At 72.7% G+C, this 23,745-nt stretch carries 22 protein-coding genes; 8 read left to right on the top strand and 14 right to left on the bottom strand.

Translation table 11 applies throughout. The annotated features are described in order from the left end of the window. Nucleotides 1-35: 35 nt before the first annotated feature. Nucleotides 36-923 carry a hypothetical protein gene (locus tag FGE12_RS25955; RefSeq protein WP_153869295.1) on the bottom strand — a complete coding sequence of 296 codons (888 nt, stop codon included), beginning with the start codon at nucleotides 921-923 and terminating at the stop codon, nucleotides 36-38. A 2-nt stretch (nucleotides 924-925) separates the two neighbouring features. After that, nucleotides 926-2,797, bottom strand: a complete 1,872-nt coding sequence (locus FGE12_RS25950) for an Ig-like domain-containing protein (protein ID WP_153869294.1) — start codon at nucleotides 2,795-2,797, stop codon at nucleotides 926-928. Between the two features lie 111 nt (nucleotides 2,798-2,908). On the opposite strand from FGE12_RS25950, the gene FGE12_RS25945 reads away from it, so the two are divergent. From FGE12_RS25945 to FGE12_RS25925, 5 genes are all read left to right on the top strand, one after another. Then, nucleotides 2,909-3,280: a hypothetical protein gene (locus FGE12_RS25945; protein ID WP_153869293.1), complete on the top strand. Its 372-nt coding sequence runs from the start codon at nucleotides 2,909-2,911 to the stop codon at nucleotides 3,278-3,280. 53 nt (nucleotides 3,281-3,333) lie between these two features. Next, nucleotides 3,334-3,936: an alpha-ketoglutarate-dependent dioxygenase AlkB gene (locus FGE12_RS25940; protein ID WP_194798286.1), complete on the top strand. Its 603-nt coding sequence runs from the start codon at nucleotides 3,334-3,336 to the stop codon at nucleotides 3,934-3,936. A gap of 27 nt (nucleotides 3,937-3,963) precedes the next feature. After that, the gene (locus tag FGE12_RS25935; RefSeq protein WP_153869292.1) at nucleotides 3,964-4,311 is read left to right on the top strand and encodes a hypothetical protein; all 348 of its coding nucleotides are present in this window, start codon (nucleotides 3,964-3,966) and stop codon (nucleotides 4,309-4,311) included. Nucleotides 4,312-4,450: 139 nt separating this feature from the next. Further along, nucleotides 4,451-5,695 (top strand): ATP-binding protein, encoded by a 1,245-nt coding sequence (locus FGE12_RS25930; RefSeq protein WP_153869291.1) that lies wholly within the window; start codon nucleotides 4,451-4,453, stop codon nucleotides 5,693-5,695. Nucleotides 5,696-5,716: 21 nt separating this feature from the next. Next, nucleotides 5,717-6,733, top strand: a complete 1,017-nt coding sequence (locus tag FGE12_RS25925; RefSeq protein WP_153869290.1) for an NAD(P)-dependent alcohol dehydrogenase — start codon at nucleotides 5,717-5,719, stop codon at nucleotides 6,731-6,733. A gap of 23 nt (nucleotides 6,734-6,756) precedes the next feature. On the opposite strand, the gene FGE12_RS25920 is transcribed toward FGE12_RS25925, so the two are convergent. The 4 genes from FGE12_RS25920 to FGE12_RS25905 form a co-directional block, all read right to left on the bottom strand. Further along, nucleotides 6,757-8,577, bottom strand: coding sequence for an ATP-binding protein (locus FGE12_RS25920; protein ID WP_153869289.1), 1,821 nt, complete (start codon nucleotides 8,575-8,577; stop codon nucleotides 6,757-6,759). 31 nt (nucleotides 8,578-8,608) lie between these two features. After that, on the bottom strand, nucleotides 8,609-9,187 hold the full coding sequence (locus FGE12_RS25915; RefSeq protein WP_370459153.1) for an NYN domain-containing protein: 579 nt from the start codon (nucleotides 9,185-9,187) through the stop codon (nucleotides 8,609-8,611). 92 nt (nucleotides 9,188-9,279) lie between these two features. Beyond that, complete coding sequence (locus FGE12_RS25910) at nucleotides 9,280-10,065, bottom strand: LytTR family DNA-binding domain-containing protein (protein WP_153869287.1); 786 nt, start codon at nucleotides 10,063-10,065, stop codon at nucleotides 9,280-9,282. After that, nucleotides 10,062-11,165, bottom strand: coding sequence for a sensor histidine kinase (locus FGE12_RS25905; protein WP_370459152.1), 1,104 nt, complete (start codon nucleotides 11,163-11,165; stop codon nucleotides 10,062-10,064). The genes FGE12_RS25910 and FGE12_RS25905 overlap by 4 nt, the downstream gene beginning before the upstream one ends. A 179-nt stretch (nucleotides 11,166-11,344) precedes the next feature. Between FGE12_RS25905 and FGE12_RS25900 the strand changes: the two genes are divergently transcribed. Beyond that, nucleotides 11,345-12,076 carry a DUF4386 domain-containing protein gene (locus tag FGE12_RS25900; RefSeq protein WP_153869286.1) on the top strand — a complete coding sequence of 244 codons (732 nt, stop codon included), beginning with the start codon at nucleotides 11,345-11,347 and terminating at the stop codon, nucleotides 12,074-12,076. On the opposite strand, the gene FGE12_RS25895 is transcribed toward FGE12_RS25900, so the two are convergent. After that, nucleotides 12,073-12,639 carry a hypothetical protein gene (locus tag FGE12_RS25895; RefSeq protein WP_228531105.1) on the bottom strand — a complete coding sequence of 189 codons (567 nt, stop codon included), beginning with the start codon at nucleotides 12,637-12,639 and terminating at the stop codon, nucleotides 12,073-12,075. The genes FGE12_RS25900 and FGE12_RS25895 overlap by 4 nt on opposite strands. Nucleotides 12,640-12,769: 130 nt before the next feature. Further along, nucleotides 12,770-14,023 carry a DEAD/DEAH box helicase gene (locus FGE12_RS25890; protein WP_153869285.1) on the bottom strand — a complete coding sequence of 418 codons (1,254 nt, stop codon included), beginning with the start codon at nucleotides 14,021-14,023 and terminating at the stop codon, nucleotides 12,770-12,772. A gap of 174 nt (nucleotides 14,024-14,197) precedes the next feature. Between FGE12_RS25890 and FGE12_RS25885 the strand changes: the two genes are divergently transcribed. Further along, nucleotides 14,198-14,830: a DUF4215 domain-containing protein gene (locus tag FGE12_RS25885; RefSeq protein WP_194798285.1), complete on the top strand. Its 633-nt coding sequence runs from the start codon at nucleotides 14,198-14,200 to the stop codon at nucleotides 14,828-14,830. Nucleotides 14,831-14,890: 60 nt separating this feature from the next. On the opposite strand, the gene FGE12_RS25880 is transcribed toward FGE12_RS25885, so the two are convergent. Both FGE12_RS25880 and FGE12_RS25875 read right to left on the bottom strand, forming a co-directional pair. Beyond that, on the bottom strand, nucleotides 14,891-15,742 hold the full coding sequence (locus FGE12_RS25880) for a hypothetical protein (protein WP_153869283.1): 852 nt from the start codon (nucleotides 15,740-15,742) through the stop codon (nucleotides 14,891-14,893). An 84-nt stretch (nucleotides 15,743-15,826) separates the two neighbouring features. Continuing rightward, nucleotides 15,827-16,600, bottom strand: a complete 774-nt coding sequence (locus FGE12_RS25875; protein WP_153869282.1) for a zinc-dependent metalloprotease — start codon at nucleotides 16,598-16,600, stop codon at nucleotides 15,827-15,829. 364 nt (nucleotides 16,601-16,964) lie between these two features. On the opposite strand from FGE12_RS25875, the gene FGE12_RS25870 reads away from it, so the two are divergent. Then, a complete protein-coding gene (locus tag FGE12_RS25870; protein WP_153869281.1) occupies nucleotides 16,965-17,450 on the top strand; it encodes a hypothetical protein in 486 nt (161 codons plus the stop codon). A gap of 1 nt (nucleotide 17,451) precedes the next feature. Here FGE12_RS25870 and FGE12_RS25865 read toward each other — a convergent pair whose 3' ends face one another. The 4 genes from FGE12_RS25865 to FGE12_RS25850 all read right to left on the bottom strand — a co-directional run bounded on the left by FGE12_RS25865 (nucleotide 17,452) and on the right by FGE12_RS25850 (nucleotide 23,719). Next, entirely contained in the window at nucleotides 17,452-18,321 is an 870-nt protein-coding gene (locus tag FGE12_RS25865) for a hypothetical protein (protein WP_153869280.1), read from the bottom strand. A gap of 208 nt (nucleotides 18,322-18,529) precedes the next feature. Then, nucleotides 18,530-20,641: a M13 family metallopeptidase gene (locus FGE12_RS25860; protein WP_153869279.1), complete on the bottom strand. Its 2,112-nt coding sequence runs from the start codon at nucleotides 20,639-20,641 to the stop codon at nucleotides 18,530-18,532. Nucleotides 20,642-20,723: 82 nt separating this feature from the next. After that, nucleotides 20,724-22,649 (bottom strand): glycosyl hydrolase family 18 protein, encoded by a 1,926-nt coding sequence (locus tag FGE12_RS25855; RefSeq protein ID WP_153869278.1) that lies wholly within the window; start codon nucleotides 22,647-22,649, stop codon nucleotides 20,724-20,726. A 218-nt stretch (nucleotides 22,650-22,867) separates the two neighbouring features. Continuing rightward, complete coding sequence (locus FGE12_RS25850; protein ID WP_228531104.1) at nucleotides 22,868-23,719, bottom strand: OmpA family protein; 852 nt, start codon at nucleotides 23,717-23,719, stop codon at nucleotides 22,868-22,870. Nucleotides 23,720-23,745 lie beyond the last annotated feature (26 nt).

Here is a 23,745-nt window from a genome sequence, read left to right as displayed (position 1 = left end):
CCGCCCGCCCGGGGGCGCAGCGGCACGCCCGCCGCTCAGGGCAGCGAGCCGCCCAGCACGAGCGCGCCGCCGTGCCCGGTGGGCACCACCGCCACGCGCGCCGGCGCCCGGGGCGCGAGCAGGTAGAGGCCCGCGCCCGTGGCGAGCCCCGCAGCGCCCGCGCCCATCAGCGCGAAGCCCACCGTCTGGTTGCGCTTGCCGCCGGACACCAGCGCGTCCAGCTGCGCGGTGGTGCGCACCACGTCCGGCTTCTGCAGCTCGGCCTTCTGCGAGCGCGCGAGCGCGTAGAAGGCGCCGCCTCCAGCGAGCAGCGCGCCGCCCGCGGCCGCCGGAATCCACGCGCGGCTGCGCAGCGTGGAGGGAGCGCCGGAGGAGGCCGGCGCGGAGGAGAGCGCGAGCGCCGCATCGGGCGCCTGCGCCGGGGGCGCCTGCACGGCGGGAGCCGCAGCGAGGGGCGCCCCGGCGGGGCGCAGCTGCCGGGCGATGGCGCGCGCGCCCTCGCCCAGCGCATCCAGCACGCCGTCCTTGCGCGCGCGGGTGCTCCAGGAGGCGAGCGGCTCGCCGTCCTTCGCGCCCACCACCTTCACGGTGAGCGCGAGCTCCTTGCCGAAGGTGGCCACGCTGCCCACCAGCACGCCGTCCACGCCGAGCGCGCCGGCGATCTCCGCGAGACAGCTGCTGGACTCCTCCGAGCAGCCCAGCAGCTGCTTCTGCCGCTCGAAGCCCAGCAGCGCGCTGACCTCGGTCTTGGTGGTGACGCGCGCGTGCGCCTCGGCGGCGAGCTGCTGCGCGAAGTAGTCGTTGAAGAAGTCGCAGGCCTTCGCCTCCGCGTCGACGCAGGAGAAGCCCGGCGCGGCGAGCTTGAGGGAGGGCTCCGCCGGCGCCGCCGCGAGCAGGGAGAGGGTGAGCAGGGGGGCGAGCATTTTCAGCAGTCCGTGGAGGTGGAGGCGTTCTGCAGGTTGAAGCGCGCGGGGAAGGCGAGCAGAGGCTGAGAGGGGTTCTTCGGGTCCATCACGTGCACGTCCACGGTGTAGGGCGGAACGGTGCAGTGGTTGGAGTTCCACTGCGCCGAGGCGTCGCCCGTGTTGTTCGTGCTCTGCTCGAGCGTGAGCTTGTCGGCCGCGGGGCTCGCCGGGAAGGCGCCGTAGCCCATGGGGCCCTCGAACACGAGCGGCAGCGCGGCGACGGCCCCGTTGCTCACGTCCAGCACGCGCACCGAGAGCTGCACCGAGGCGTCGTCGGTCAGCGTCTGGGCCGTGTTGGGAGAGAGCCGCAGCGAGTACTTGTCGTTGGCCAGCTTGAAGAGGACCTTGAGGGTGGCGCTGCTCTCGTACTGCGCCGTCACCGCGTACGTGGTGCCGGCGGGCGTGGCGTTCGCGCGCGGCGTCACCTGGGCCACGCCAGGGGTGTCGGTGCCGGCCAGGTCCACCGAGAGGCTGGTGGCGCTCGCGCTGCCCGAGGGGCCGAAGAGCGCGGTGGGCGAGGTGGTGCCCAGCTCGGGCGGCGAGGTGAAGCCCACCCGCCCGGTGCGCACCGGGTTGCCCCAGGCGTCCTTCACCGACACCGCGAGCGGCAGGAAGAGGCTGCCCACCAGCGTGCCCTGCGCGTCGCCGGAGACGATGGCCAGCTGCGCAGCCGGGCCCGCCACCTGCTCGAGCGAGAAGCTGCTGTTGGGCAGGATGTCGGCCTGCGTGAGGAAGGCCTCGAGCAGGAAGCTGCCCGCGAACTGGTTCGCGGTGAGGGTGGGCAGGGTGAAGCGGCCGTCCGCTCCGCTCGTGACGACGGCGGTGTCACCCGTGCCGAAGCGCGCCCACGCGGAGCTGCTGGTGGGGCGCGTGGTGAGCCGCAGGGTGTGGCCCGGCACGGGATTCTCGTAGCGGTCCAGCACCGTGAACGCGGAGGCGGGGAAGGCCTGCATCACCGGGGTGGAGAGCGCGCTGGCCGCGGGGGCCTGCACGTGGGTGGGCGCGGCCGGCAGGTTGCGCACCGGGACGCTCACGCTCACCTCGCCGCCCGCGCTGCTGAGCGCCACCTCGTAGCCGCCGGCCACCGTGTTGGCCGTGCCCGAGGGGCTCTCCACCAGGCCCTCGAGGTTGCTCACCACCTTCAGGTGGCGCGTGCCACCGGGCCAGCTCGCACCCGCGAGCGTGGTGGGCATGTCGAAGGAGATGCTGCTGCCGACGAGCACCTCGCCCAGCTGGTCCAGCACCCGCGCGCGCACCGTGGGCAGGGTGCCGCCCACCGGCACGTCGAGCGACGTGGGCGTCAGCAGCTCCAGCGTGGAGGGCGCGGGCACCACCGTGGTGAGCGCGAAGGAGGCGGTGCCCTCTGCGCCCTCGGCCTCGGCGCGCACCTCGAAGGCGCCCGCCACCGCGTTGGACGTCAGCTCGGCGCTCGCCACGCCCTGCGCATCCGTCTGCACCGTGAGCGCGAGCGCGCCCGCGAAGGTGCCGCTGGGCCCCTCGAGCGCCGGCGCGCTGAAGTGCACCGCCACGCCCGCCACGCCTGCGCCCTGCGCGTCCGTCACCGACACGGCGAGCGCGAAGCGGTCGCCCACGCGGCGGCGCTGCGACTGGCTCGCGGGGACGGCCTGCAGCGAGAGCGCCGCGGGCGGGGGGCCCGCGTCAGGGCCTGCGTCCGGGCCGCCCTCGCCCTCCACGGCCGGGAGACAGCCGCTGCCGCCCCCGCTGCAGTAGCGCGCGCGCTCGGCGTCGAAGTCGATGCAGCCGGCCGCGGTCAGGGCGAGGGAGAGCTGGAGAACGAGAAAGGACAGGGACGCGGAGCGACGACGCCACATGCTGAGAGGGACCCCTGAAAATTGCCACCGCAGGCAGAATGCGGCGGCCCTCTAGCATCTCCCGGGCGCATGAGCACTGTCACCTTGCCACCCCCTCCCAGGTTTCCCTTCATGAGCCCACCCCTCCCGAACCCCGCCTGGAGCCCCGCCTTCGACGGCGCCACCCTGGGCCAGATGGGTGAGGCCGGCGCGCTCATCGTGGAGGACGAGGTGCTGCTGGACGCGGAGGGCACGGCACGCGCGCGGCTCACCCGCGAGGAGGACCCGTCGCGCGGGCTCTACGCGCTCACCTACGCGGTGAGCGGCTGGCTGCTCTACACGCGCTACCTGCCGGACGCGGCCGCGGCGCTCGCGGCGCAGGCGGAGATGCGCGAGGCGCTGGAGGCGCTGCTGCAGCAGCTGCCGGCGGACGGGGCGGGCAGCGCCGAGGCGCGCCGCGCGGGAGGCCCCCTGCTCGGAAGCTTCCTCGCCCGCTACGCGTGAAGGGCCCCCGGGCCCGCTTGCCGGCGGCGCCCGCGCTGCGCACCTCGTGAGGGGTGAGCGAGCACCTGCCCCAGGGACTGCGCTACGTGCCGGACTTCCTCGCGCCCGGGGAGGAGGCGGCGCTGCTCGCGCAGCTGGAGGCGCTGCCCACGCAGGAGATCGTGATGCGCGGCCAGGTGGCGCGCCGCACCACGGCGCACTTCGGCTGGGTGTACGGCTACGAGGCGTGGAGCCTCACCCCGGGCCCCGCCCTGCCCGCCTTCCTCGAGCCGGTGCGCGCCCGGGCGGCCGCGCTGGTGGGGCTGCTCCCCGAGGCGCTGGAGGAGACGCTGGTGAGCCGCTACCCGCCGGGGGCGAGCATCGGCTGGCACCGCGACGCGCCCATGTTCGGCCCGGAGGTGGTGGGGGTGAGCCTGGGGGCGCCGGCGCGGATGCGGCTGCGGCGGGCGCGCGGCGGGGCCGGCGCGGGCTGGGACACGTACACGCTCGAGTTGCCGCCGCGCTCGGCCTACGTGCTGGGCGGGGAGGCGCGCTCGGTGTGGCAGCACACCCTCAGCCCGCTCAAGGCGCTGCGCTACTCGCTGAGCTTCCGGACCCTGAAGAGGCGGCCGGGGGAGACCGGCCGGAAATTCGTGCTCGCGCCAAAGCTCGGGTAGACGTGGAGGCCCGCCTGGAGCTGTCGCATGGTCCGTCTTCCCGCAACCGGCATCGAAGTGGACTCCCTCATCGCGCCCGCGCTGGAGGCGCTGCTGCACGCGCGCGCGGCCCTCACCCAGCTGGAGGAGGCACCGCCCACCAGCAGCCGCTGGAAGGAGGCGACGCCCTACCAGTCGCAGCTCGCGCTCGCGCGCCGGCACGTGGCGGTGGCGGAGCTATCGCTGCGCAGCGCGCGCCTGCGGGCGCTCAACGTGCGCCTCGAGAAGCTGCGCGGCGCTCGGCGCAACAGCGTGGTGGGCGAGCTGCAGCCGGTGCCCGGCGAGCTCTTCACGCTCCCCCCGCGCCCCTTCCCGCAGCCGCAGCCGCTGCTGTAGCCGCGTTCTCCCTTTCCCTCTTCCTGGGGGCAGAGGGTCGGGGTGAGGGTGCCGGGTTCCGTACCGGGTGACGCTGTCTCCTGAATGCAGTGAAGCGGGGATTGACCGTCCTCCTCCTGCCGTCCATGGTGTTCGAGCCATGTCCCCCGGACAGCCACTCCCGCTCTCGCTCGAAGATCCTGCGCCGCTGCTGCGCTGGCTCGATGGAACCGGGCCCGAGCCCGAGCGGCTGGAGTTCCTCGCGCTCGCACGCAATTGGGTGCACACCGCCATCGCAAAGACACGCCGTATCCGGCCCGAGGTCGACGAGGCATGGGGGCGGATGCTTCAGCTGGCGCGCGATATCGCCACACCCGAGCACCAAGAGACCCGGAGCGCACTTCTCCAGCATCTCATGGCCGATGGGCGACTGACGGTGGACGATCTCGCCCACAAGTGGATCGATCAACTCGTCTCCGACATCACCCAGGTCGAATCCGTCTCGCGCACGCTCGCGGAGCGCCTCGTTCCGCAGGAAGAGCTCGAGGACACGCGTCACACCATTCGCTACGTCCTCGTGGAGTTGCTGCGAAATACCGTCCAGCACAGTCTCGATCCACGCGGCGGCCTGGTGAGCGCCGACCTCAGTGTTTTCGAGGGCAACCGTCAAATGGTTCAGGTCACCGTGGCGGACGCGGGCATCGGCATCCCTGAGAGCCTGCGCACACTTCACCCCTCCGCCGCCAACCCGCGCGTGGCACTGGAGCGCGCGCTCTGGCCTCACATCTCGGGAACCTTCGAGGAGGGCCTGACCGGAACGGCGCAGAACGCAGGCATGGGCCTGTTCTTCATCGCTGAGATGGCGAAGCTCACCGGGGGCACGCTGCTCATCGCGACCCGGGGAGCGACGCTGGTGCTGACCGGCAGCTCCGATGGAATCAGCGCCCCCACCCTGCGCTTCATCGACCCCCAAGGCACGGGCTACCCGGGCACGCTCGTAGTCTTCGAGCTCCCGGTGGGCAGTGTCGTCGACTATCCGGAGCTGATCGAGACCATCAAGGACAGAGCGAAGGCCCGGACCCCTCAGCGGGCGACGCACCGCTGGCTGCGCTTCGATCCTGCGCCGGCAGCCGCGGCCGCTTTCGAGATCCGCTCCCGCGCAGAGGACACCGCGAAGGCAACCGCGCTCGCGCGCGACGAGCTTGTCCCGCGCATCGTGCGGCGCGAGCCCGTCCTGCTCGACTTCGCGGGGCTCGACATCGTCACGCAGAGCTACCTGCACTCCCTGCTCTACGAGCCGCTGCGGCTCGCATGGGCCCTGCGTACGCCCATCTACGTCACGAACGTCGCCCCTGCGGTGCGGAGCACGCTGGATCTGCTGGAGAACTACGCGCTCGCAGGCTGAACCTCTGGAGAAGGCACACCCATGAAGGCGCTCGAGGTACGCGGCAGCTTCGGAATGGACTCGCTGGTGCTCGCGGAGCGCCCCGAGCCCGTGCCAGGTCCCGGGCAGGTGCTGGTGCGCGTGCGCGCCGCCTCGCTCAACTACCGCGACTTCCGCATGGTGCAGGGCCTGTACAACCCGCGCCAGCCGCTGCCCCTGGTGCCCGGCTCGGACGGGGTGGGCACGGTGGTGGCGGTGGGCGCGCACGTGAGGCGCGTGGCGGTGGGCGCGCGCGTGGCGGGCACCTTCTTCCAGGACTGGGTCTCGGGCGAGCCCAGCCGCGAGAAGTGCCGGCGCACGCTGGGAGGCCCCGTGGACGGCGCCTTCCAGGAGCTGTGGCTGCTGGACGAGCAGGGACTCGTGACCGTGCCGGAGCACCTGAGCGACGCGGAGGCGGCCACCCTGCCCTGCGCCGCGCTCACCGCGTGGAACGCGCTCACGGTGCGCGGGAGCGTGCGGCCCGGGGACACGGTGCTGGTGCAGGGCACTGGCGGCGTGGCCCTCTTCGCGCTGCAGTTCGCAAAGCTCCTGGGCGCGCGCGTGCTGGTGACGAGCAGCAGCGACGAGAAGCTCGCGCGCGCGAAGGCGCTCGGAGCGGATGGCCTCATCAACTACCGGCGCCAGCCGGAGTGGGGCAAGGAGGCGCGAAAGCTCGCGGGTGGGGACGGCGTGGACCACATCGTGGAGGTGGGCGGCGCGGGCACGCTCGAGCAGTCGCTCAAGGCGGTGCGCACGGGCGGCCAGGTGAGCCTCATCGGCGTGCTCGCGGGTGGCGCCGCGGAGCTCAGCCTCTTTCCCATCCTGATGCAGAACGTGCGCGTGCAGGGCATCACGGTGGGTGACCGCGACTCCTTCGAGGCGATGAACCGCGCCATCTCGGCCAACGGCCTGCGCCCGGTTCTCGACCGCACCTTCCCGCTCGCCGAGGGCCGCGCCGCGCTCGAGTACCTGGAGAGCGGCGCGCACTTCGGCAAGGTGTGCCTGCACGTGCAGGACTGAGGCGCGCCGGCGCCCCCGGCACCTCAGCTCGCCGCGCGCTCCAGCTCCACGACGAAGGTCGCGCCCTCGCCGGGCCGGCTCTGCACGCGCACGCTGCCGCCCAGCGCCTCCACCACCTGCCTCACGATCCACAGCCCCAGCCCGAACCCGCCGTAGTGGCGGCTGCTCACCGCGCGCTCGAAGGGCTCGAAGATGCGCACCTGCTCCTCGGCAGCGATGCCGATGCCCTGGTCGCTCACCCACAGCCGGGCGCGCGGGCCTTCCGCGTCGAGCACCACCTGCACCGGGCGGCCCGCGCCGTACTTGCTCGCGTTGGTCACCAGGTTCACCAGCACCTGCTCGAGGCGCAGCCGGTCCCAGAAGCCCACCACCTGGGGCGCGATGCGCGCCTCGAGCGCGCAGCCTGCCTGGGCAAGCGGCTCGGCGAGGCGCTCGAGCACCTCGCGCGTGAGCTCGGACAGGTCGAGCACCTCGCGCTCGAGCGCGAGCCGCCCGCTGCGGATGCGCGACACGTCGAGCAGGCTCTGCACCAGCTTGTCCAGCCGCGCCACGCTGCGGCGCATCGGCTCGGCGCGCCGCGCGAGCTCGCCCGGGCCGTGTGGCGCGGCCGCCACCTGCAGCAGCCGGTGCACCTGCAGCGTGAGCCCGGCGAGCGGCGTCTTCAGCTCGTGGCTCGCGATGGAGAGGAACTCGTCGCGGTCGCGCACGCTGCGCTCCAGCGCCTGCTCCGCCCGCTTGAGCTCCGTGACGTCCTGGAAGGCGAGCACGCAGGTGGCCTCGTGCCCCAGCCCCTCGGCGATGCGCGCGGACGTCACCACCCAGCGCCGCTCGCCGCACGCGAGCCCCAGCGCGTCGAGCACCTCGCCGCGCGCCGCGCGCACCTGGGGCAGCGTCTCCGGCGTGAGGGGACGGCCGTCCTCGGCCTGCCATTCGCCCGGCGCCCTCCCCTCGAGCAGCGCGCCCAGGGTGCGCGCGGCGAGCGCGTTGGCGAGCAGCAGCTGTCCCGAGCCGGGCCGCACCAGTGCGATGGCCACCGGCAGCTGCTCGAGCAGGCCCCGCAGCCACTGCCGCTCGCGCCCCAGCTGCGCGTTGAGCGCCTCGAGCTGCTGGCCCGTCTGCACGCGCTCGGTGACGTCGTGGAAGTAGATGGAGAGCCCGTCCGGCGAGGGGTAGATGCGGTTCTCGAACCAGCGGCCGAAGGGCGGGTAGTACTCGAGCAGCGTCTGCGGCTGCTGCGTGGCGAAGGCGCGCTCGTACGCGAGGTGGAAGGGCTGGCCCATCCCCTCTGGGAACTCGGTCCAGATGTGGCGCCCCACGAGCTGCTCCGGCGTGCGTCCCAGCAGGCGCGCGCCGCCGGAGTTCACGAGCGTGTAGCGCCAGTCCGCGTCGAGCGCGACGAAGCCGTCCGTCACGCGCTCGAGCGAGTCCGCCGTCGCGCCCAGCGCGTGGCGCAGGTCCGCCTCCCGCTGCTGCGCCTCCGTCACGTCCTCGAGCGAGGCCACGACCCAGCGGCCTCCCGCGGGCGCCTGCAGCCGCACGCGCGCCCGGCGCCGGCCGAGCCACCACTCCCCTCCCGCGGCCTCACCGTGCAGCGCCCGCTGCAGCGCGCCCTCCAGCTCGGCGCGCGCCGCCTCGTCCCCCAGGGCCGCGCCGAGCGGCTCGCCTGGCTCCACGTCCAGCAGCCGCCGCGCGCAGGGGTTGAGCGCCGCGAGCACGCCGTCCGGCCGGACGAGCGCGAGCGCCACGGGCGCGTGCACGAAGGCCTCGAGCCAGGGGCTCTCCTCCTCCGAGGCTGCCGGCGCTGCGCCTGGCTGCGGGCTCTCCATGCGCAGGAAGCTAGCCACGCCCGCGCCCCGGGCCATCGTGCTGCGCGCGCTAGAGGAAGAAGCCCGGGTCGAACTCGTCCACGTTCACCGGCAACAGGCGCGGCAGCGGGCGCTGGAAGACGCGCGCGTTCATCTCCAGGTCGAGGATCTCCAGCCCCAGCGGGGTGAGCTCGCGAAAGCGCTGGCTCACGTACTCGCGCAGGCCGAGCACCGCCACGCGCCGCTTCTCCTCGAGCAGCGGGCGAAGTGCGCCCGCGAAGTCTCCGCCGTCGTGGCTCGCGAGCACCACCGCGGCGCGCGGGCGCTGGGTGCGGATGGCCTCGAGCAGCTTGAGGATGCCCAGGTCCACCACCTTCTGCTCGGGGCGCCCGTGCAAGAGCGCCACCTCGCAGCCGGCCGTCTTGAGCGCGCGCACGAAGCCGATCATCACGTCCGGCAGCTGCTCGCCGCGCGCGTTGAGCACCACCACGCAGCGCACCGGCTGCGGGAAGTGGCTCTCGCAGAAGGCCACCAGCCGGTCGAACTGCACGCGGTCCTGCGGCTCGGGCTTGCGGCCCAGCACGCTGGCCACCGCCCAGTCCACGTTCTCCGCGTCGATGAGCACGTAGGAGGCGGCGGGAGGGCGCACGGGGGGAGGCGGCGAGGGGGGCGGGACCATGACCGGAGGCTAGGCCCGGCGGGCGCCCCGCGCACCTGCGAAAGCGCCGCGCCGCAGCGGCCTCACATCTGCCGGAACAGGTGCAGGTAGCTGCGGCTGACCGGCAGCACCTCGCTGCGGCCCTTCAGGTGCAGCTCGCCGGTCTCGTTCTCCCCTCGCAGCAGGTGGCTGACCGAGCGCAGGTTCACCACCACCGCGCGGTGGACCTGCACGAAGTCCGCGGGGTCGAGCTGCGCGAGCAGCTCCTTCAGGGGCGTGCGCACGAGCGCGTCGGCGGGGGCGCCCTGCTCGCTGCGCCAGGCGATGCGCGTGTACTTCTCCTCCGAGCGCAGGAAGTCGATGTCCTCCACCGCGATGAAGCGCAGCTTGGGTCCCACCGAGGCGCGGATCCACCGCAGGGGCGCGGGCGCACGGCCCTGGCGCAGCTTCGTGGCCAGCTGCTCGAGCAGCGCCGCGCCCGCCTCCCGCGGCTCGCCCGCGCGCAGCCGCTCCTGCAGGCGCGAGACCGTCTCCGCGAGGCGCGCCGGCTCCACGGGCTTCACCAGGTAGTCGAGCGCGCCGTGCTCGAAGGCCTGCACCGCGTACTGGTCGAACGCGGTGACGAACACCAGGTGCGCGCGCCGCCCGATGTGGCCCGCCGCATCCACCCCCGACAACCCCGGCATGTGAACGTCGAGGAAGCAGACGTCGGGCTGCAGGTCCTCGAACTGCTCTACCGCCTCGCGGCCGTTGCGGGCCTCGGCGACGATGCGCAGCTCGGGCCAGGCCTGCGCGAGCAGGCGCGCGAGCGACTGGCGCAGCAGCGGCTCGTCGTCGGCGATGAGGGCCGTCGGGGTGCGCTCCGTCATCGGCCACTCCCGCGCGAGGGGAACTGCACCTCGGCGCGCACGCCGTGCGGGGCGAGCGGGGCGAGCTGCAGCTGGGCCTCGGGACCGAACACGAGCTGCAGCCGCTCGCGCAGGGTGGACAGGCCCGTCCCCAATCCCGCTTCCGCGCGCCCGAGCCCCACGCCGGTGTCGCTCACCTGCACGCGGCAGCGCCCGCCGGCCTCCGTCACGCGCACCTCGATGTGGCCGCCCTCCTCGCTCGGGTCGATGCCGTGTCGCACCGCGTTCTCCACGAGCGTGAGCAGCGTCATCGGCGGGCAGGGCAGCGCCAGGGCGGCCTCGTCCGCGTGCAGGGCGTACTGCAGGCGGTCCGGCATGCGCATGTGCATGAGCTCCAGGTAGGCGCGCACCAACTCGAGCTCCTGGCCCAGCGTCGTGGCGGGCTCCTGCAGGCGGGGCACCGCGGCGCGCAGGTAGGCGATGAGGCTGCCCAGCACCTGCGAGGCCTGGGGCGCGCCCGCGTCCACGAGCTCGCGCACGTTCGCCAGCGTGTTGAAGAGGAAGTGCGGGGAGACCTGCGCCTGCAGCAGGCGCAGCCGCGCATCGAGGGCCCGCCGCTCCAGCTCGCTGCGCTCGAGGTCGAAGGCGAGTGCCTGGTGCCGCGCCAGCGCGTCCTTTTGCCGCACCAGCGCTGCCAGCGCCACCCACGGCGCGAACAGCAGCCCCACGACGCTGAGCATGAGGAAGCCGTTCACACGCTCCGCCACCCGCCAGAAGGGCGGAGCACCCGCCGGGGTGGAGAGCGCGAAGAGGGCGAAGGTCGTCACGGGGACGGCCGCCGCCACCCCGAGCACCTGCAGCACCCAGCGGGCGAGCCAGCGCGGGAGCCGGCGGGGCCAGCGCTCGAAGAGGCCGAAGACCCCCAGCGCGACGAGCCCCACGAGCAGGGCGCGCACCGCCGCCGAGCCCGGCCCGGTGGTCCAGTGCAGGCCCACCAGCGCCCCGAGCACGCCCGAGAACAGCAGCGTGATGCCCAGGCGCCGCAGACCGAGCACGCGGGCGAGGCCCTGGGGCTTCTGCGAGGAGGCCATGGCGCGCATGCCCAGAGGATAGGCGTCCACCGTGCGCGCGGCATCCCGGCGGCAGGTGCAGGCCGGCCCCTCACCCGTGGTGCGCCGTCCGTCGGCGCGGGCCGTGGCCGGTCCCGCCCGAACCGTCGCCCGTCGCAAGCGCGTGGCGGGCGTGCCGCGGCCTGCTCATCCTCGTCCCGTGCCCCCCTGATCCGCCCGAGGTCCTCCCCATGAACGCAAGCCGCTCCCCCTCCTCCTCACCGCTCGCCCTCGCCCGGACGACCGGCGCTCTCTACCTCCTCACCGTGCTGACGGGGCTCTTCGCGCAGGGCTTCGTCAGCGGCAGGCTCGTCGTCTCCGGCGACGCGGCGGCGACCGCGGCGAACATCCTCACCCACCGGGGCCTGTTCGAGCTGGGCTTCGCCGTCTACCTCGTCGAGATGGCCTGCAACGTCGCCATCACCTCGCTCTTCTACGAGCTGCTCCTGCCCGTGAACCGGAGGGTCGCGCTGCTCTCGGCGCTGCTCGGGCTCGTCGGCTGCGCCATCGAGACCTTCAGCCGCGTCTTCTACATCGCCCCGCTCTTCCTGCTGGACGGTGGGCACGCCTCGAGCGCCTTCGGCCCGGCGCAGCTGCAGTCGCTCGCGCTGCTCTCCCTCCAGGTGAACGAGCAGGGCGCCGGAATGGCCCTCGCCTTCTTCGGCTTCCACGGGCTGCTCAAGGGCTACCTCATCTTCCGGTCCACGTTCCTGCCGCGCATCTTCGGCGTTGTCTCGGCCGTGGCAGGCCTGGGCCTGCTCACGTTCCTCTCCCCCACGCTGGGCGTCCGGCTGTTCCCGGCGGTCGCGGCCGTCGGCCTCGCGGGAGCGCTCGCGATGATCCTCTGGCTCCTCGTGGTCGGCGTGAACGCGCCGCGCTGGGAGGCGCAGGCGCGCGTGGGGACAGAGGGGCTCGCCGTCTAGGGCGCTGTGCCCGTGCGCTCCCGCGCTGCCCGGTGGAACAGCCCCGCGGAGGCGAGCCACGCGGCGCACAGCAGCACGCTGAACGCCGTGCCCTCGGGCGACCCGTGGCGCAGGGCGACGAGCGCGACCAGGGCTTGCGCCGCCGCGGTCACGGTCAGCGCGCGCACCATCCCCTGCGCCTCGCCGCGCGCGACGATGGCGCCCGCCACGCCGACGGCGAGCACGGCGACGAAGAGACCGTTCGCCGGGTTGTCCTCGCTGCCGATGATGCCCACCGCGAGGTTCACCCAGAGCATGCAGAAGGCCGCGAGGATCGCGAGGCCCGCGCCCGCCCGGTACGCGGTGCTGCCCTTCATCCGCGCCGCGAGCTCGTAGCCGCCGCAGGCGACCGCGAGCATCGTGCCCATCACGGCGAAGTCGAACGGCGTCCAGTGGACCTCGTGGGTAAAGCGCATCGCCACCAGCGGCAGCAGCAGGAGGAGCGCCGCGCTGCCCCAGAGGGCGGGCCTCCAGCGATTGCCGCGTCCCTCTCCTGCCGCTGCCCTGTCACCGTGCATCACCATCGTCGCACCCCTCGCCCGGCGGGAGTGCCGGGTGAGAGAGAGGTAGCGCAGCAGGGTGCAGCGCGCGGGCTGCACCGGCGCGAGCGGTCGAAAGGCGAGGCCGAGCGGCCCAGGGGCCCGGGCGGCCTGCTCAGCGCTTGGGTCCGGAAGGCTTGGCGGCGGCCGCCTCGCGCAGCTTGTCCTTCTTGCTCTTGCGCTTGCCCTTCACGCCGCCCTGCGGGTCGAGCACCGGCGCGGCGGCCTCGGTGGGCTCGAAGCCCGGCAGCCGCTCGCGCTCGAGGCGCAGCCCGTGGCGCCGCTCGATGAGGCGGAAGTGGGCCTCGGTGTCCGCCGTCACGAAGCTCACCGCCGTGCCGCGCTCGCCCGCGCGCCCCGTGCGCCCGATGCGGTGCAGGTAGTCCGTGGGCGAGCGGGGCAGCTCGTAGTTCACCACCGCGGCCAGCTGCGCGACGTCCAGGCCGCGCGCGGCGACGTCGGTGGCCACGAGTACCCGCACGCGCTTCGCCTTGAAGTCCTCGAGCGCGGCGGTGCGCGCGCCCTGGCTCAGCTCGCCGTGCAGCGCGGACGCCGAGAGCCCCGCGCGCTGCAGCTTCAGCGTCACGTGGTCCGCGGCGTAGCGGCTCGCCACGAAGACGAGCACCTGGGGCCAGGGGTGCGTGGCGAGCAGGTGGCGCAGCAGCGGCGTGCGCTTGTCGGTGTCCACCGCGAGGGCGCGCTGGTGGATGTCGGGCGCGGGGGCCGCCTCGCTCGCCTCCACCTGGATGCGCGTGGGCTCGCGCAGCAGCCGCGCCGCGAGCGCCTGCACCCCGGGGGGGAAGGTGGCGCTGAAGAGCAGGTTCTGCCGCTGCGCGGGCAGCAGCGCGAGCACGCGGCCGAGCTCCTCCGCGAAGCCGAGCGAGAGCAGGCGGTCCGCCTCGTCCAGCACCAGCGTCTCCACGGCGCCCAGGCGCAGCGCGTTCTGCTCGGCGAGGTCCAGCGCGCGCCCGGGCGTGGCCACCACCAGGTCCGCGCCGCCGCGCAGCGCGAGCATCTGCGGGTTGGCCGAGACGCCGCCCACCGCGAGCACAGTCTTGGGCGGCCGCGGCAGGTGGCGCGCGTACTGTCCCGCCGCCTCCAGCACCTGGGCCGCCAGCTCGCGCGTGGGCACCAGCACCAGCGCGCGCACGGGGCGCGGCGAGCGGGGCGCGTGCGCGGCGAGGCGCTGAAGCAGGGGCAGGAGGAAGGCGGCCGTCTTGCCCGAGCCCGTCTGCGCCGAGGCCCACACGTCTCCCCCCCGCAGCACCGCGGGGAGGGCGGCGCGCTGCACCGGGGTGGGCGCGGCGTAGCCCAGCTCCGCGACGGCGCGGGCGAGCGGCTCCGAGAGGCCGAGCGAGGTGAAGGTCATGGCCCAAGGCCTATACCCCGGCCGGCTGCCCCTGGCGCGGGCGTCGTTCGTCGAGCGCTCGACGCCCCCTGCGCCTGCGGTACGGCCCGCATGTCCAGCGCGAGCGGCGCAGCGCCGGCGCTCCCTGTCCGCAGCCACCGGCACGACGCACAGGAGCGGGACTGGAGGTATGCCATGTCCCCTGCCCTGCTCCCGGCCGTCCGCGTCTCCCCCTCTCGTCCGCGAGGACTGCCGCTTCGGCTCTTCGCCCTCGCCGGCGTGCTCTGCTCGCTGCATGCCTGGGCCGCTCCGCCCGAGCGCTGCGGCAACGGCCGCGTGGAGCCGAACCGGGGCGAGGTGTGCGACGACGGCAACACGGTGAGCGGGGACGGCTGCTCCGCGGACTGTCGCTCCCTCGAGTACTGCGGCAACGGGGTGGTGGACCGCACGCGCGGCGAGGTGTGCGACGACGGCAACACCCAGAGCGGCGACGGCTGCTCGTCGGACTGTCACTCCCTGGAGACCTGCGGCAACGGCATCGTCGACTCAGCGGCCGGCGAGCAGTGCGACGACGGCAACACCACCAACAGCGACGCCTGCCTCAATACCTGCGTGGCCAACCGCTGCGGAGACGGCTTCCGGGACGTGGAGAGCGAGCCGTGCGACGACGGCAACAACGTGAACACGGATGCCTGCACCAACAGGTGCACGATCCCCTTCTGCGGCGACAGCATCACGAGCGCGGGGGAGCAGTGCGACGACGGCAACTTCGTCAACACCGACGCCTGCACCAACAGCTGCACCGTCAACTGCGCAGGGCCGCTGTGAGCTGGGGGGAGGCCTCGAAACGGAGAACGCCGCGTGGCGTGGAAGCCGTACCCTCGGGCGTCAGCCGCGCCCGAGGCTGAAGACGTTGGAGCGGTCGGCGGGGTCGAGCACCACGGCGGTGCCACCCTCCACCGCGGCGAGCGAGAGCGGGGCCAGCGTCTCCTCCAGCACCAGGTAGTGCCCCGATGCACGGGGCGACTCGAGCGCCAGCACCCACTCGCGCCCCTCGTGCTGCACGCGGTAGGGCTCGGCGCCCAGCGTCGCGCTGCGCCAGCGCCGGCGGCGGGGCAGCCGGTACGTTACCTCGAAGCGCTCCTTCACCTCGCGGCAGGAGAAGAGCTCCAGCAGCACCTCGCGCCCGTCCTCGGCGCAGCGCTGCGGCAGCACCTGCACCATGTGCAGGTCGCGGAGGTGGTCGCGCAGCACCCACGCCCAGCCGATGGTCAGCAGCCAGCAGGCCACGAGGCCGATCCACGGTCTCGCGCCGCGCACCTCCCACGAGAGCGCGAAGTGCTCGGGGTCGCCCTCCCGGTAGCGGACCTCGAGCGGCTCGTCCTCGTCGAGCAGGCTCCAGACGTAGACGAAGTGGCGGTGGCCGTAGTGCGGCCGGCCGCCCTCCTCCCGGAAGGTGGCGGCCACGTCGTAGACGGCCGCGAGCTCGAGGCCGTAGAAGTCCTCCACCTGGGCTTCCACCGTGTTGCCCAGCACCTCGGCACGCACGCCCTCGCGCCAGGTGCCCACCGCGTCCACCGCGCGCACGCTCAGCCAGAGGGCGCCGGCGAGCGCGAGGAGTTGCAGGAGCACCGCGCCGGTGGTCTGCAGCCAGCGGCTGCGCCGCCGCGCGCCGAGCGCCGTGGGGTCCAGCGGCAGCGGTCGGGGCGGGAGCGGAGAGCGGAAGCCGGGCGGGAGCATGGGGGGGCCGCAGTGTGCCCGAAAACGACGAACGCCGCGCAGCCCCGGAGGGCGGCGCGGCGTTTCTTCACGGCCCGGGACGGATCAGTACAGGTAGTTGAGCGCCGTCTTGTCCGTGTTCGTCCACTCGCCGGTCTCGTTCGAGCGGAAGCAGCTGTTCATCACCGAGCCGCCCACGGTGGCGGTGCTCGGGGTGCCGGGGATGAGGATGGCGCCCACGTTGCTCGCGCCCTCGTTGCTCGCCGCGCCGCCGCAGCTGATGCTGCGGTCGTAGTAGTCCGAGTGGCGGAAGCCGATGGTGTGGCCGATCTCGTGGGTGATGACGTGCTCGTTCACGTCCACGCTGTAGCTCTGCAGGCCGACGCCGATGTTGATGGTGCCGTAGGGCTTGCCGCCCTTGGGGAAGCCCGAGGAACCGCCCACGCCGGAGGTGGTCTTCGCGGTGATGTTCGCGGTGCAGCCGGTGGCCGGCCCGCGCACGAAGGTGATGCGCAGGTTCTGCTGGTTGTAGTTCTCGATGGCGAGGTCGAGGCCCGCGCTCAGGCGGCTGTAGGTGTTGAAGTCGGCGGTGGGGTTCACGCAGATGCGGGTCACGCTCGTGCCGACCAGGTTCGTCGTCCGGTACTGCTCCGGGATGTTCTTGCCCGTCTGCAGCATCTCGCTGGACGACTCGAGGTCCGCCACGGCGTCGTTGCCCACGATGACCTGGCCGTCGGCGACCCGGATGTCGCTCTCGGGGAAGCCGGCTTCGATCAGGTTGCTGATGATCTGCTGCTGCTCGGCCTCCTTCTCGGAGCCGCCACAGCCGACCATCAGTGCACCGCAGCTCGCCACGAGGACTGCCGCCTTCTTGAGCATGATCGATCCCTCTCTCTTTGGGTGACGCCGCCACGTGACCACCGCGCCCGATGCGGACGGCAGGGGCGGTGTGCAGCAACACCCGGGCCACACGGCCTCCAGAGGTGGGCGCGCGCCGGAGTGGAGCGTCCGTGCTCCAGCCCTCTGTCCCCTGGGCGACGCCCGAGCGTTGGTACACAAACGAAGTGCTCGCGACCACGAGGCTTTCCCACCCGCGCATACGTGACGCGTTTCAGGACAGGCGTGTCCGGAGAACCGTCAGCGCGAGCCCCGGGGTCGGGCCCGGCCCGCCGGAGGTAGGGTTGCGCCCTCCGCCCGCCCTCGCGCAGCATGGTGGCCCCACCGATTTCTCCGGGAGAGGCTCGTGCTCATCTACGGCTCGCGGTTGTACGGGAAGGTCGACGAGGTGCCTGGCGTGGGCCACGTGGCCACCAAGTTCAGCCACCTCAACTTCGTGCCGCTGCTCCCGCGCGAGGGATGGCTCGTGGCGAGCGAGGGCCGCGAGGGGTGGACGGGGCGGGTCATCCCCATGAGCGGCAAGTCCGTGCTGGTGGCGTGGGCGCGCGCGGCCTTCGTGATCGTCGGCGTCGTGGCCTGGCTCGGGGTCGTCTCGGCCTACGCCGGCTCGGGCCCCCATGCGGCAATGGGGCCCGGCGCCGTGGCGGCGCTGTGCACCGCGGGGATGTTCCTCTCCTACCGGTGGGGCTGGATCAGCCGCGCCTCCCCGGAGCGGGCGCTCGAGCTCGCCCAGCTTGCCGGGGTGGACGACACAACGCTGGCGCAGCTGTGCCGCAGCCTCGGGGTCCCGCTGCCCGCGGCCGTGCGGGCGCGCATTCCGCGAGGCCGCTGACTCAGAGCGCGTACGCGGCCATGTCCGCGCGCACCTTGGACACGATGCCCTCCCAGTTGCCGTTGCCCGAGTGGCTGTAGGCCTCGGCGTCGTCGCGGAAGTCCACCGTGTGGTAGCTCCACTTCGCGTGGTTGCCCTCGCACGCGTTGGTGCCGAGCGTGAGGTCGTTGCAGAGCCAGTCGCTCGGGTTGCAGTACGCGCCGCCGCTGCTGCCCGCCACGCCGCCGGTGGAGTGGTAGGCCACCGCCTCGTCGTCCTGGCCGGGGAGGATGCCGGAGTAGGCCGTGCCCTTGGCACCCGCGAACATGTAGAACCAGTGCGCCTGCGTGGTGTTGTGGTTGTACATGGCGCGCGCGGTGGTGGTCTTCAGGTCATCGACGATGGCGTCGCTCGTCGCCCAGGCCCCGTTGTCCGCGAGCTCGCTGCCGCCGCCCGCGCCGCTCGCCACGTCCACCCACTTGATGTTCCAGCCCGTCTGCGTGGTGCCATCCGTGTTGCCACACACGCCGCTCGAGTTGGGCACCGCGTTCTTCTTGTAGCGGGCGCTGGTGCCATAGAGCGACAGCGCGTAGCCGATCTGCAGGTCACCCGCCGAGTGCACGGCGATGTAGCACCAGTTGCTGCCGGTGCAGAAGCAGTCCAGGGCGTCGCGGATGCGGTAGTTCTGCCCGCCGATGCGCTGACGCCCGTCCCAGTTCACCGCCTTCTTGTTCACGCCGGCGGAGACCGTGGCGGGGCCCCAGTTGCTGAAGTCCGCGTAGTTGCCGGGCTGGGTGCCGCCGCCGTTCTTGCCGTGGATCCACAGCGAGTAGTTCGTGGCCGAGGCTTGGCCTGCGGCGAGAAGGGCGAGGACGAGCGTGAGAGACCTCATGGGATTCACTCCGGCGTGAGAGCGCTGCGTGGACGGCGCTCCCGCCGACTTCAGCCCGGGACGCGCACGCCGCGCACTGTGGCGCCGGGTCCCACGCGGAGTGAATGCAACGCGGTTGCGAAACGTGTCGCGCTGAACAGGCTCCGGAACGCAGAAGGGGCCGGCAGTCACCCGCCGGCCCCTCCCCTGCTTCAGCGTTTCCGCTGCGCTACCAGATGCGCACGCGCTGCTCGGGCGCGAGGAACAGCGGCTGGCCCGGCTTCACGTCGAAGGCGGTGTACCAGGCGTCGATGTTGCGGCTGACGTTGGGGCGGAAGTGGCCCGCGGTGTGCGGATCCACCACCAGCTGCTGGCGCAGGGCCTCCTCGCGGTACTTGCTGCGCCACACCTGCGCGTGGCCGAGGAAGAAGCGCTGGTCGCCGGTGAAGCCCTCGAGCACGCGGTCGGGCTTGCCGCCGAGCGACAGCTGGTACGCGTCATAGGCCACGAGCAGGCCGGCCAGGTCCGCGATGTTCTCGCCCAGGGTGAGCGCGCCGTTCACGTGCGCGCCGGGCAGCGGCTCGTACTGGTTGTACTGGGCCACCAGCTGGTCGGTGTACGTCTTGAAGCGCTGCACGTCCTCGGGCTTCCACCAGTCGGTGAGGCGGCCCTGGGGGTCGTACTTGCGGCCCTGGTCGTCGAAGTGGTGCGAAATCTCGTGGCCGATCACCGCGCCGATGGCGCCGTAGTTCACCGCGGGGTCCGCGTTCTTGTCGAAGAAGGGGGGCTGCAGGATGGCGGCCGGGAACACCACCTCGTTCATGGTGGGGTTCGCGTAGGCGTTCACCTGCATGGGCGGCATGAACCACTCGTCGCGGTCCACCGGCTTGCCCAGCTTCGCGAGGTTACGGTTGTACTCGAAGGCGGCCGCGCGCTCGGCGTTGCCCACCAGGTCGTCGCGCTTCACCTCGAGCGCCGAGTAGTCGCGCCACTTCACCGGGTAGCCGATCTTCGGCTTGAAGGAGGCGAGCTTCTGGCGCGCCTTCTCGCGCGTCTCGGGCGCCATCCAGGGCAGCTTCGCGAGCCGCGCGTCCATGGCGGCGATGACGTTCTTCACCAGCCGGTCGGCCTCGGCCTTGGCCTCGGGCGGGAAGTGCTTCTCCACGTACAGCTTGCCCACGGCCTCACCCATGGCGTGGCTCACGTGGTCCACGCCGCGCTTCCAGCGCTCCTGGTTCTGCGGCTGGCCGCTGAGCACCGTGCCGTCGAAGGCGAAGTCCTCGTCCACGAAGGCGCGGCTGAGCAGCGGCGCGTAGTCCTTCGTCGTGTGCAGGGTGAGCCAGTCCTTCCACACCGCGAGCGGCTGGCTGCCCAGCAGCTTCGCCGTGCCGGTGAGCGCGCTGGGCTGCGAGACGATGAACTCGCCCTGCGCGTCCAGGCCCGCCGTCTTGAGGAAGGTGCCCCAGTCGAAGCCGGGCGCCTTCTTCGCGAAGTCCGCCTTCATCCACTTGTTGTAGGTCTTGTCGTCGTCGCGGCTCTCGACCCGGCTCCAGTGCGCGCGGGCGAGCTTCTCCTCCAGCCCGTAGATGCCCTTGGCCTTCGCGGCCGCCTGGGCCTGCTGGACGCCGGCGAGCACCAGCATGCGCGCCATGTGCTCCTGGTACTTCTGGCGCACCTCGGCGAACTTGGGGTTGTCCTGCAGGTAGTAGTCGCGGTCCGGCAGCCCCAGGCCGCTCTGCACGAAGATGGGGATGTAGCGGTCCGGGTTCTTCGCGTCCTGGTTCACGTACACGCCGAAGGGCGTGGGGTTGGTCTGGCGCAGGTGCTCGCCGAGCACGCGCGCGAGGTCCGCCTTCGTCTTGATGCCAGCGATGCGCGCGAGCGCGGGCTTGAGCGGCTCGGCGCCCTTCTGCTCGATGGCCTGCTCGTCCATGAAGGACGCGAAGTAGTCACCCACCCGCTGCGCGTCCGTGCCCTGTGCGGCGTGGGCCTTCGCGGCCTCCTCGATGAGGGCGCGGTTCTGCTCGCGGGCGCGGTCGTCCAGCACGTTGAACATGCCGTAGCGCGCGCGGTCCGCGGGGATCTCCGTGGTCTTCGTCCACGTGCCGTTCGCGTAGCCCGTCCAGCTCACGCCGGGCTGCTGCTGACGGTCCATGCCGGCCACGTCGAAGCCGAAGCTGCCCAGCTCGGGCTTCTGCTCCGGAGCAGGGGCCGGAGCCGGAGCGGGGGCAGCGGCCTGCTGCTGGACGGGAGCCGCGGGCTGCGGCGCGGGGGACTTGCTGGTGGCACAACCGGCGGCACAGGCCGCGGTCGCACCGAGGAGGAGAAGGCTCTTCTTCAAGGGAGCTCCTTGTCTGCGGGACGGGGCGGGAACCCTATAGGTCCCTGCCCCGTCCGCAAGAACAAGGTGCGCCCGGCTGCCCTTACTGCAGGAAGGCGGCCTTCACGGCGTCCAGTGGCGGATTCGCGCCGGTGCTCGCGTTGGTGCAGCCCTGGTTCACCGTCCAGATGATGGTGCCGCCATAGCCGTTGTCCTTGGTGAACTTGCCCTTCGCCGCGATGGCCTGGGGGCTCTCGTAGGAGATGAACTTCACGTCACCGTCCACGGGGCTCGTGAAGGTGAGGTAGCCGGCCTGCGCGTTCGCGTCCCAGCGGTAGGCGGCGTCCGAGTAGTAGCGCATCACGTACGCGTAGGTGACGTAGTTGTCGCTGCCCTTGAGGTCGCTGCCGCTCGCGATGCGCTGCAGCGGGCCGGTCTCGTTGCGCCACGCCATGCCGTAGAAGCCGATGCCCATGCCCAGCTTCGACTTGGGGATGCCCGCGGCGGCGAGCATGCGCAGGCTGGAGGCGTTGCTCGAGGGGTGGTCCGCGCCCTCGCCGGTGAGCGCGGAGCTGTGCCAGCTCACCCACCCGGAGTACGCGCCCGCCATCTCGTAGGCCATCACGTTCACCTGGTCCAGCGACTGCGCCAGCGTGGCGTACCAGGCGTCCGCGCTGCCCGCGTTGCTGTTGAGCCAGCGGATGGGGAAGGTGAGGATGACGTTGGGGCGGGTGCTGCGCAGCTGGCGCGCGAGCGCGAGCAGCAGCGGCTTGTCCGCGGTGTCCACCGGCTCCCAGTCGAGGTCGATGCCGTCGAAGCCGAGGCGGTCCATGGTCGCGAGCAGGTTCTGCACGAAGCGGGTGCGGTTCGCGTCGCTCGAGGCGCCCACCCAGCCGCCGTGCTCACCCGCGCCGCCCACCATCATGATCGCCTTCTTGCCGGCCGCGTGCGCGCGCGCCGTGAGCTTCGTCGCCATGGCCTCGCCCTGGTAGGTGTCGAAGCCGGTGTTCAGCGAGGCGTCCGCGTTGGGGATGACGCGACTCACCATCAGGTGGGTGATGGCGCTCATGTCCACCTTGTCCACCGGGTAGAGGTCCTGCTGGTAGCCCACGTAGTAGGCGGACACCCACTTGCCGCTCGTGGACGTGGGAGGCGGCGGGGGGGTGGTGCCCGAGGTCACGGTGACGGTGGCGCTCGCCACCTTCGTCGCGTCCGCGCTGCTCTTGGCGACCACGTGGTAGGTCCCGGCCGCGCCCGGCGCGATGTACGCGCCCGAGCTGTTGATGGTGCCGCCCGCGCTGCCCTCCTGCACGCTCCAGGTGACGGCGGTGTTGGTGGTACCGCTCACCGTGGCCGTGAAGGCCTGGGAAGCGCCCGGCGCGAGCGTGGTGCTCGCGGGCGTGAGGGCCACGCTGACGGCCGGAGTCGGGGTCGGGGTCGGGGTGGGCGTCGGGGCCGGGGTCGCCGCCACGAGGCGCACGCCGTCCACGTACAGCGGCGGCAGGCTCTTGCCCGCGCCCTCGATGAGCACCACGCCGTCCACCTGCGCCGCCGCGGCGCCGAGGTTGGAGAGCGGGATGCGGCAGGTGGTCCACGCGTTCGCGGGGATGCGCGCGCCGGTGCAGAAGGCGTTGATGGCGAGCTGCGTGCGCGCCGCGCCGTTCACCGTCACGTAGGCGTTGAGCGCCGGGTTGCTCGTGGCGCCGCCGTTCACCATCAGCTCGAGCGCGTCGCCCGCCGCGGTGGTGAGCGGCGAGTGGTGGAAGTACAGGCCCTGCCAGGCGCCGAAGGTGACCGCGATGGAGCGCGTGCCGCTGCCCACGGGCGAGGCGTTGGTGAGCGAGTGGCTCGCCCAGGACCAGTCCTGCCAGCCCGTGCCCAGCGCGTCGGTGAAGACGGGAGAGTTGCTCGCGAGCTCACCCTGCACTTCCGCGGTGGGCTCGGTGTCCGCGCTGCCGTCGTCCGGTGCCGCGCCGCAACCGGCCAGCAGCACTCCCAGCGCCCACACGCTCAGTCTCGAAGCCTTCATCGCACTCCCTGCACCGGGGGAAGGTTTGTGCCGCGCTCTTCACGCGGAGTTCCCGGTTTCGGAGGCGTAGAGGGCAATGCGGGCGCGTAGGACAACAAGGCACGGGGTAGGCATCGCGCTTGCCCGGCTGCTGCGCAGGCGCGGTTTCGCGCCTGCCTGCCACTCGCACTGCGAGAGAAGTTGTGCGGGAACGGAACCGGGCCGTTTCCGCGCGCGGCTCAGGACTCCTTCTCGACCCGCTGCAGCTCGTCGAAGCCGGGCAGCGTGGAGAGGTCCGGGACGATGGTGATCTCGATGCGCCGGTTCTGCGCGCGGCCCTCCGCGGAGTCGTTCGGCACGGCCGGCTTGCTGTCGCCGAAGGAGGCCGCGCTGATGCGGTCCGGGGGCATCCCCACCTCGCGCATCGTCTTCACCACGGTGAGCGCACGCGCCGCCGCGAGCTCCCAGTTGCTCGGGTACTGCGCGGTGGCGATGGGCACGTTGTCCGTGTGGCCCTCCACCTGGAACTGCCGGCGCGGGATGGAGGCGAGCAGCGTGGCCACCTCGCCCACCGCCGCCTTGCCCTCCTTGCTGAGGCTCGCGCTGCCCGAGGGGAAGAGCACGTCCGAGGCGAGCACCACCACCATGCGCCCCTCCACGATGCGCACCTTGAGCTTGCCGGCGTCGATGAGGCCGCGGAACTTCGCGAGCAGCGCGCGGTACTCGCCCATGCGCGCCTCTGCCTCCTCCTTGCGCTGCTGCAGCTCGTTGAGCGCGGTGGTCATCTCCGCCACCGAGGCCTCCATCGCGCTGCGGTCCTTGAGCACGCGCGCGCGCTCGGCCTCCAGCGCGTAGATGCGCTCGTTGAGCTCCTTCACGTTGTCCTTCTCCGAGGCCAGCGCCGCCTGCAGGTCCTGCTCGCGCTTCTGCCCCGCCGCGAGCTCCTCCTCGCGCTTCTTGAGGGCGAGGTTGCGCTCCTCGAGCAGGCCTTGCGTGGTCTCGTGCTCGGTGCGCAGCGCATCGTAGGTGCCCTGCGAGACGCAGCCCGTGAGGGCGGTGAGCAGCGCGAGGGCAGTGAGCAGCGGCTTCATGGGTGGGCTCCTCCAGAGCGGATGCG

The sequence above is a fragment of the Aggregicoccus sp. 17bor-14 genome (assembly GCF_009659535.1).
In the GTDB taxonomy this organism is placed as follows: Bacteria; Myxococcota; Myxococcia; order Myxococcales; family Myxococcaceae; genus Aggregicoccus.
The sequence above is the reverse complement of the archived record's forward strand: the minus strand, read 5'-3'. Positions and strand labels throughout refer to the sequence as shown.

Excerpts from the sequence above, each read along its gene's own strand:
- FGE12_RS25955 (WP_153869295.1), bottom strand. The coding sequence starts at position 923 with ATGCTCGCCCCCCTGCTCACCCTCTCCCTGCTCGCGGCGGCGCCGGCG.
- FGE12_RS25950 (WP_153869294.1), bottom strand. The coding sequence starts at position 2,797 with ATGTGGCGTCGTCGCTCCGCGTCCCTGTCCTTTCTCGTTCTCCAGCTC.
- FGE12_RS25945 (WP_153869293.1), top strand. The coding sequence starts at position 2,909 with ATGAGCCCACCCCTCCCGAACCCCGCCTGGAGCCCCGCCTTCGACGGC.
- FGE12_RS25935 (WP_153869292.1), top strand. The coding sequence starts at position 3,964 with ATGGTCCGTCTTCCCGCAACCGGCATCGAAGTGGACTCCCTCATCGCG.
- FGE12_RS25930 (WP_153869291.1), top strand. The coding sequence starts at position 4,451 with ATGTCCCCCGGACAGCCACTCCCGCTCTCGCTCGAAGATCCTGCGCCG.
- FGE12_RS25925 (WP_153869290.1), top strand. The coding sequence starts at position 5,717 with ATGAAGGCGCTCGAGGTACGCGGCAGCTTCGGAATGGACTCGCTGGTG.
- FGE12_RS25910 (WP_153869287.1), bottom strand. The coding sequence starts at position 10,065 with ATGACGGAGCGCACCCCGACGGCCCTCATCGCCGACGACGAGCCGCTG.
- FGE12_RS25900 (WP_153869286.1), top strand. The coding sequence starts at position 11,345 with ATGAACGCAAGCCGCTCCCCCTCCTCCTCACCGCTCGCCCTCGCCCGG.
- FGE12_RS25895 (WP_228531105.1), bottom strand. The coding sequence starts at position 12,639 with ATGGTGATGCACGGTGACAGGGCAGCGGCAGGAGAGGGACGCGGCAAT.
- FGE12_RS25890 (WP_153869285.1), bottom strand. The coding sequence starts at position 14,023 with ATGACCTTCACCTCGCTCGGCCTCTCGGAGCCGCTCGCCCGCGCCGTC.
- FGE12_RS25885 (WP_194798285.1), top strand. The coding sequence starts at position 14,198 with ATGTCCCCTGCCCTGCTCCCGGCCGTCCGCGTCTCCCCCTCTCGTCCG.
- FGE12_RS25880 (WP_153869283.1), bottom strand. The coding sequence starts at position 15,742 with ATGCTCCCGCCCGGCTTCCGCTCTCCGCTCCCGCCCCGACCGCTGCCG.
- FGE12_RS25875 (WP_153869282.1), bottom strand. The coding sequence starts at position 16,600 with ATGCTCAAGAAGGCGGCAGTCCTCGTGGCGAGCTGCGGTGCACTGATG.
- FGE12_RS25865 (WP_153869280.1), bottom strand. The coding sequence starts at position 18,321 with ATGAGGTCTCTCACGCTCGTCCTCGCCCTTCTCGCCGCAGGCCAAGCC.
- FGE12_RS25855 (WP_153869278.1), bottom strand. The coding sequence starts at position 22,649 with ATGAAGGCTTCGAGACTGAGCGTGTGGGCGCTGGGAGTGCTGCTGGCC.
- FGE12_RS25850 (WP_228531104.1), bottom strand. The coding sequence starts at position 23,719 with ATGAAGCCGCTGCTCACTGCCCTCGCGCTGCTCACCGCCCTCACGGGC.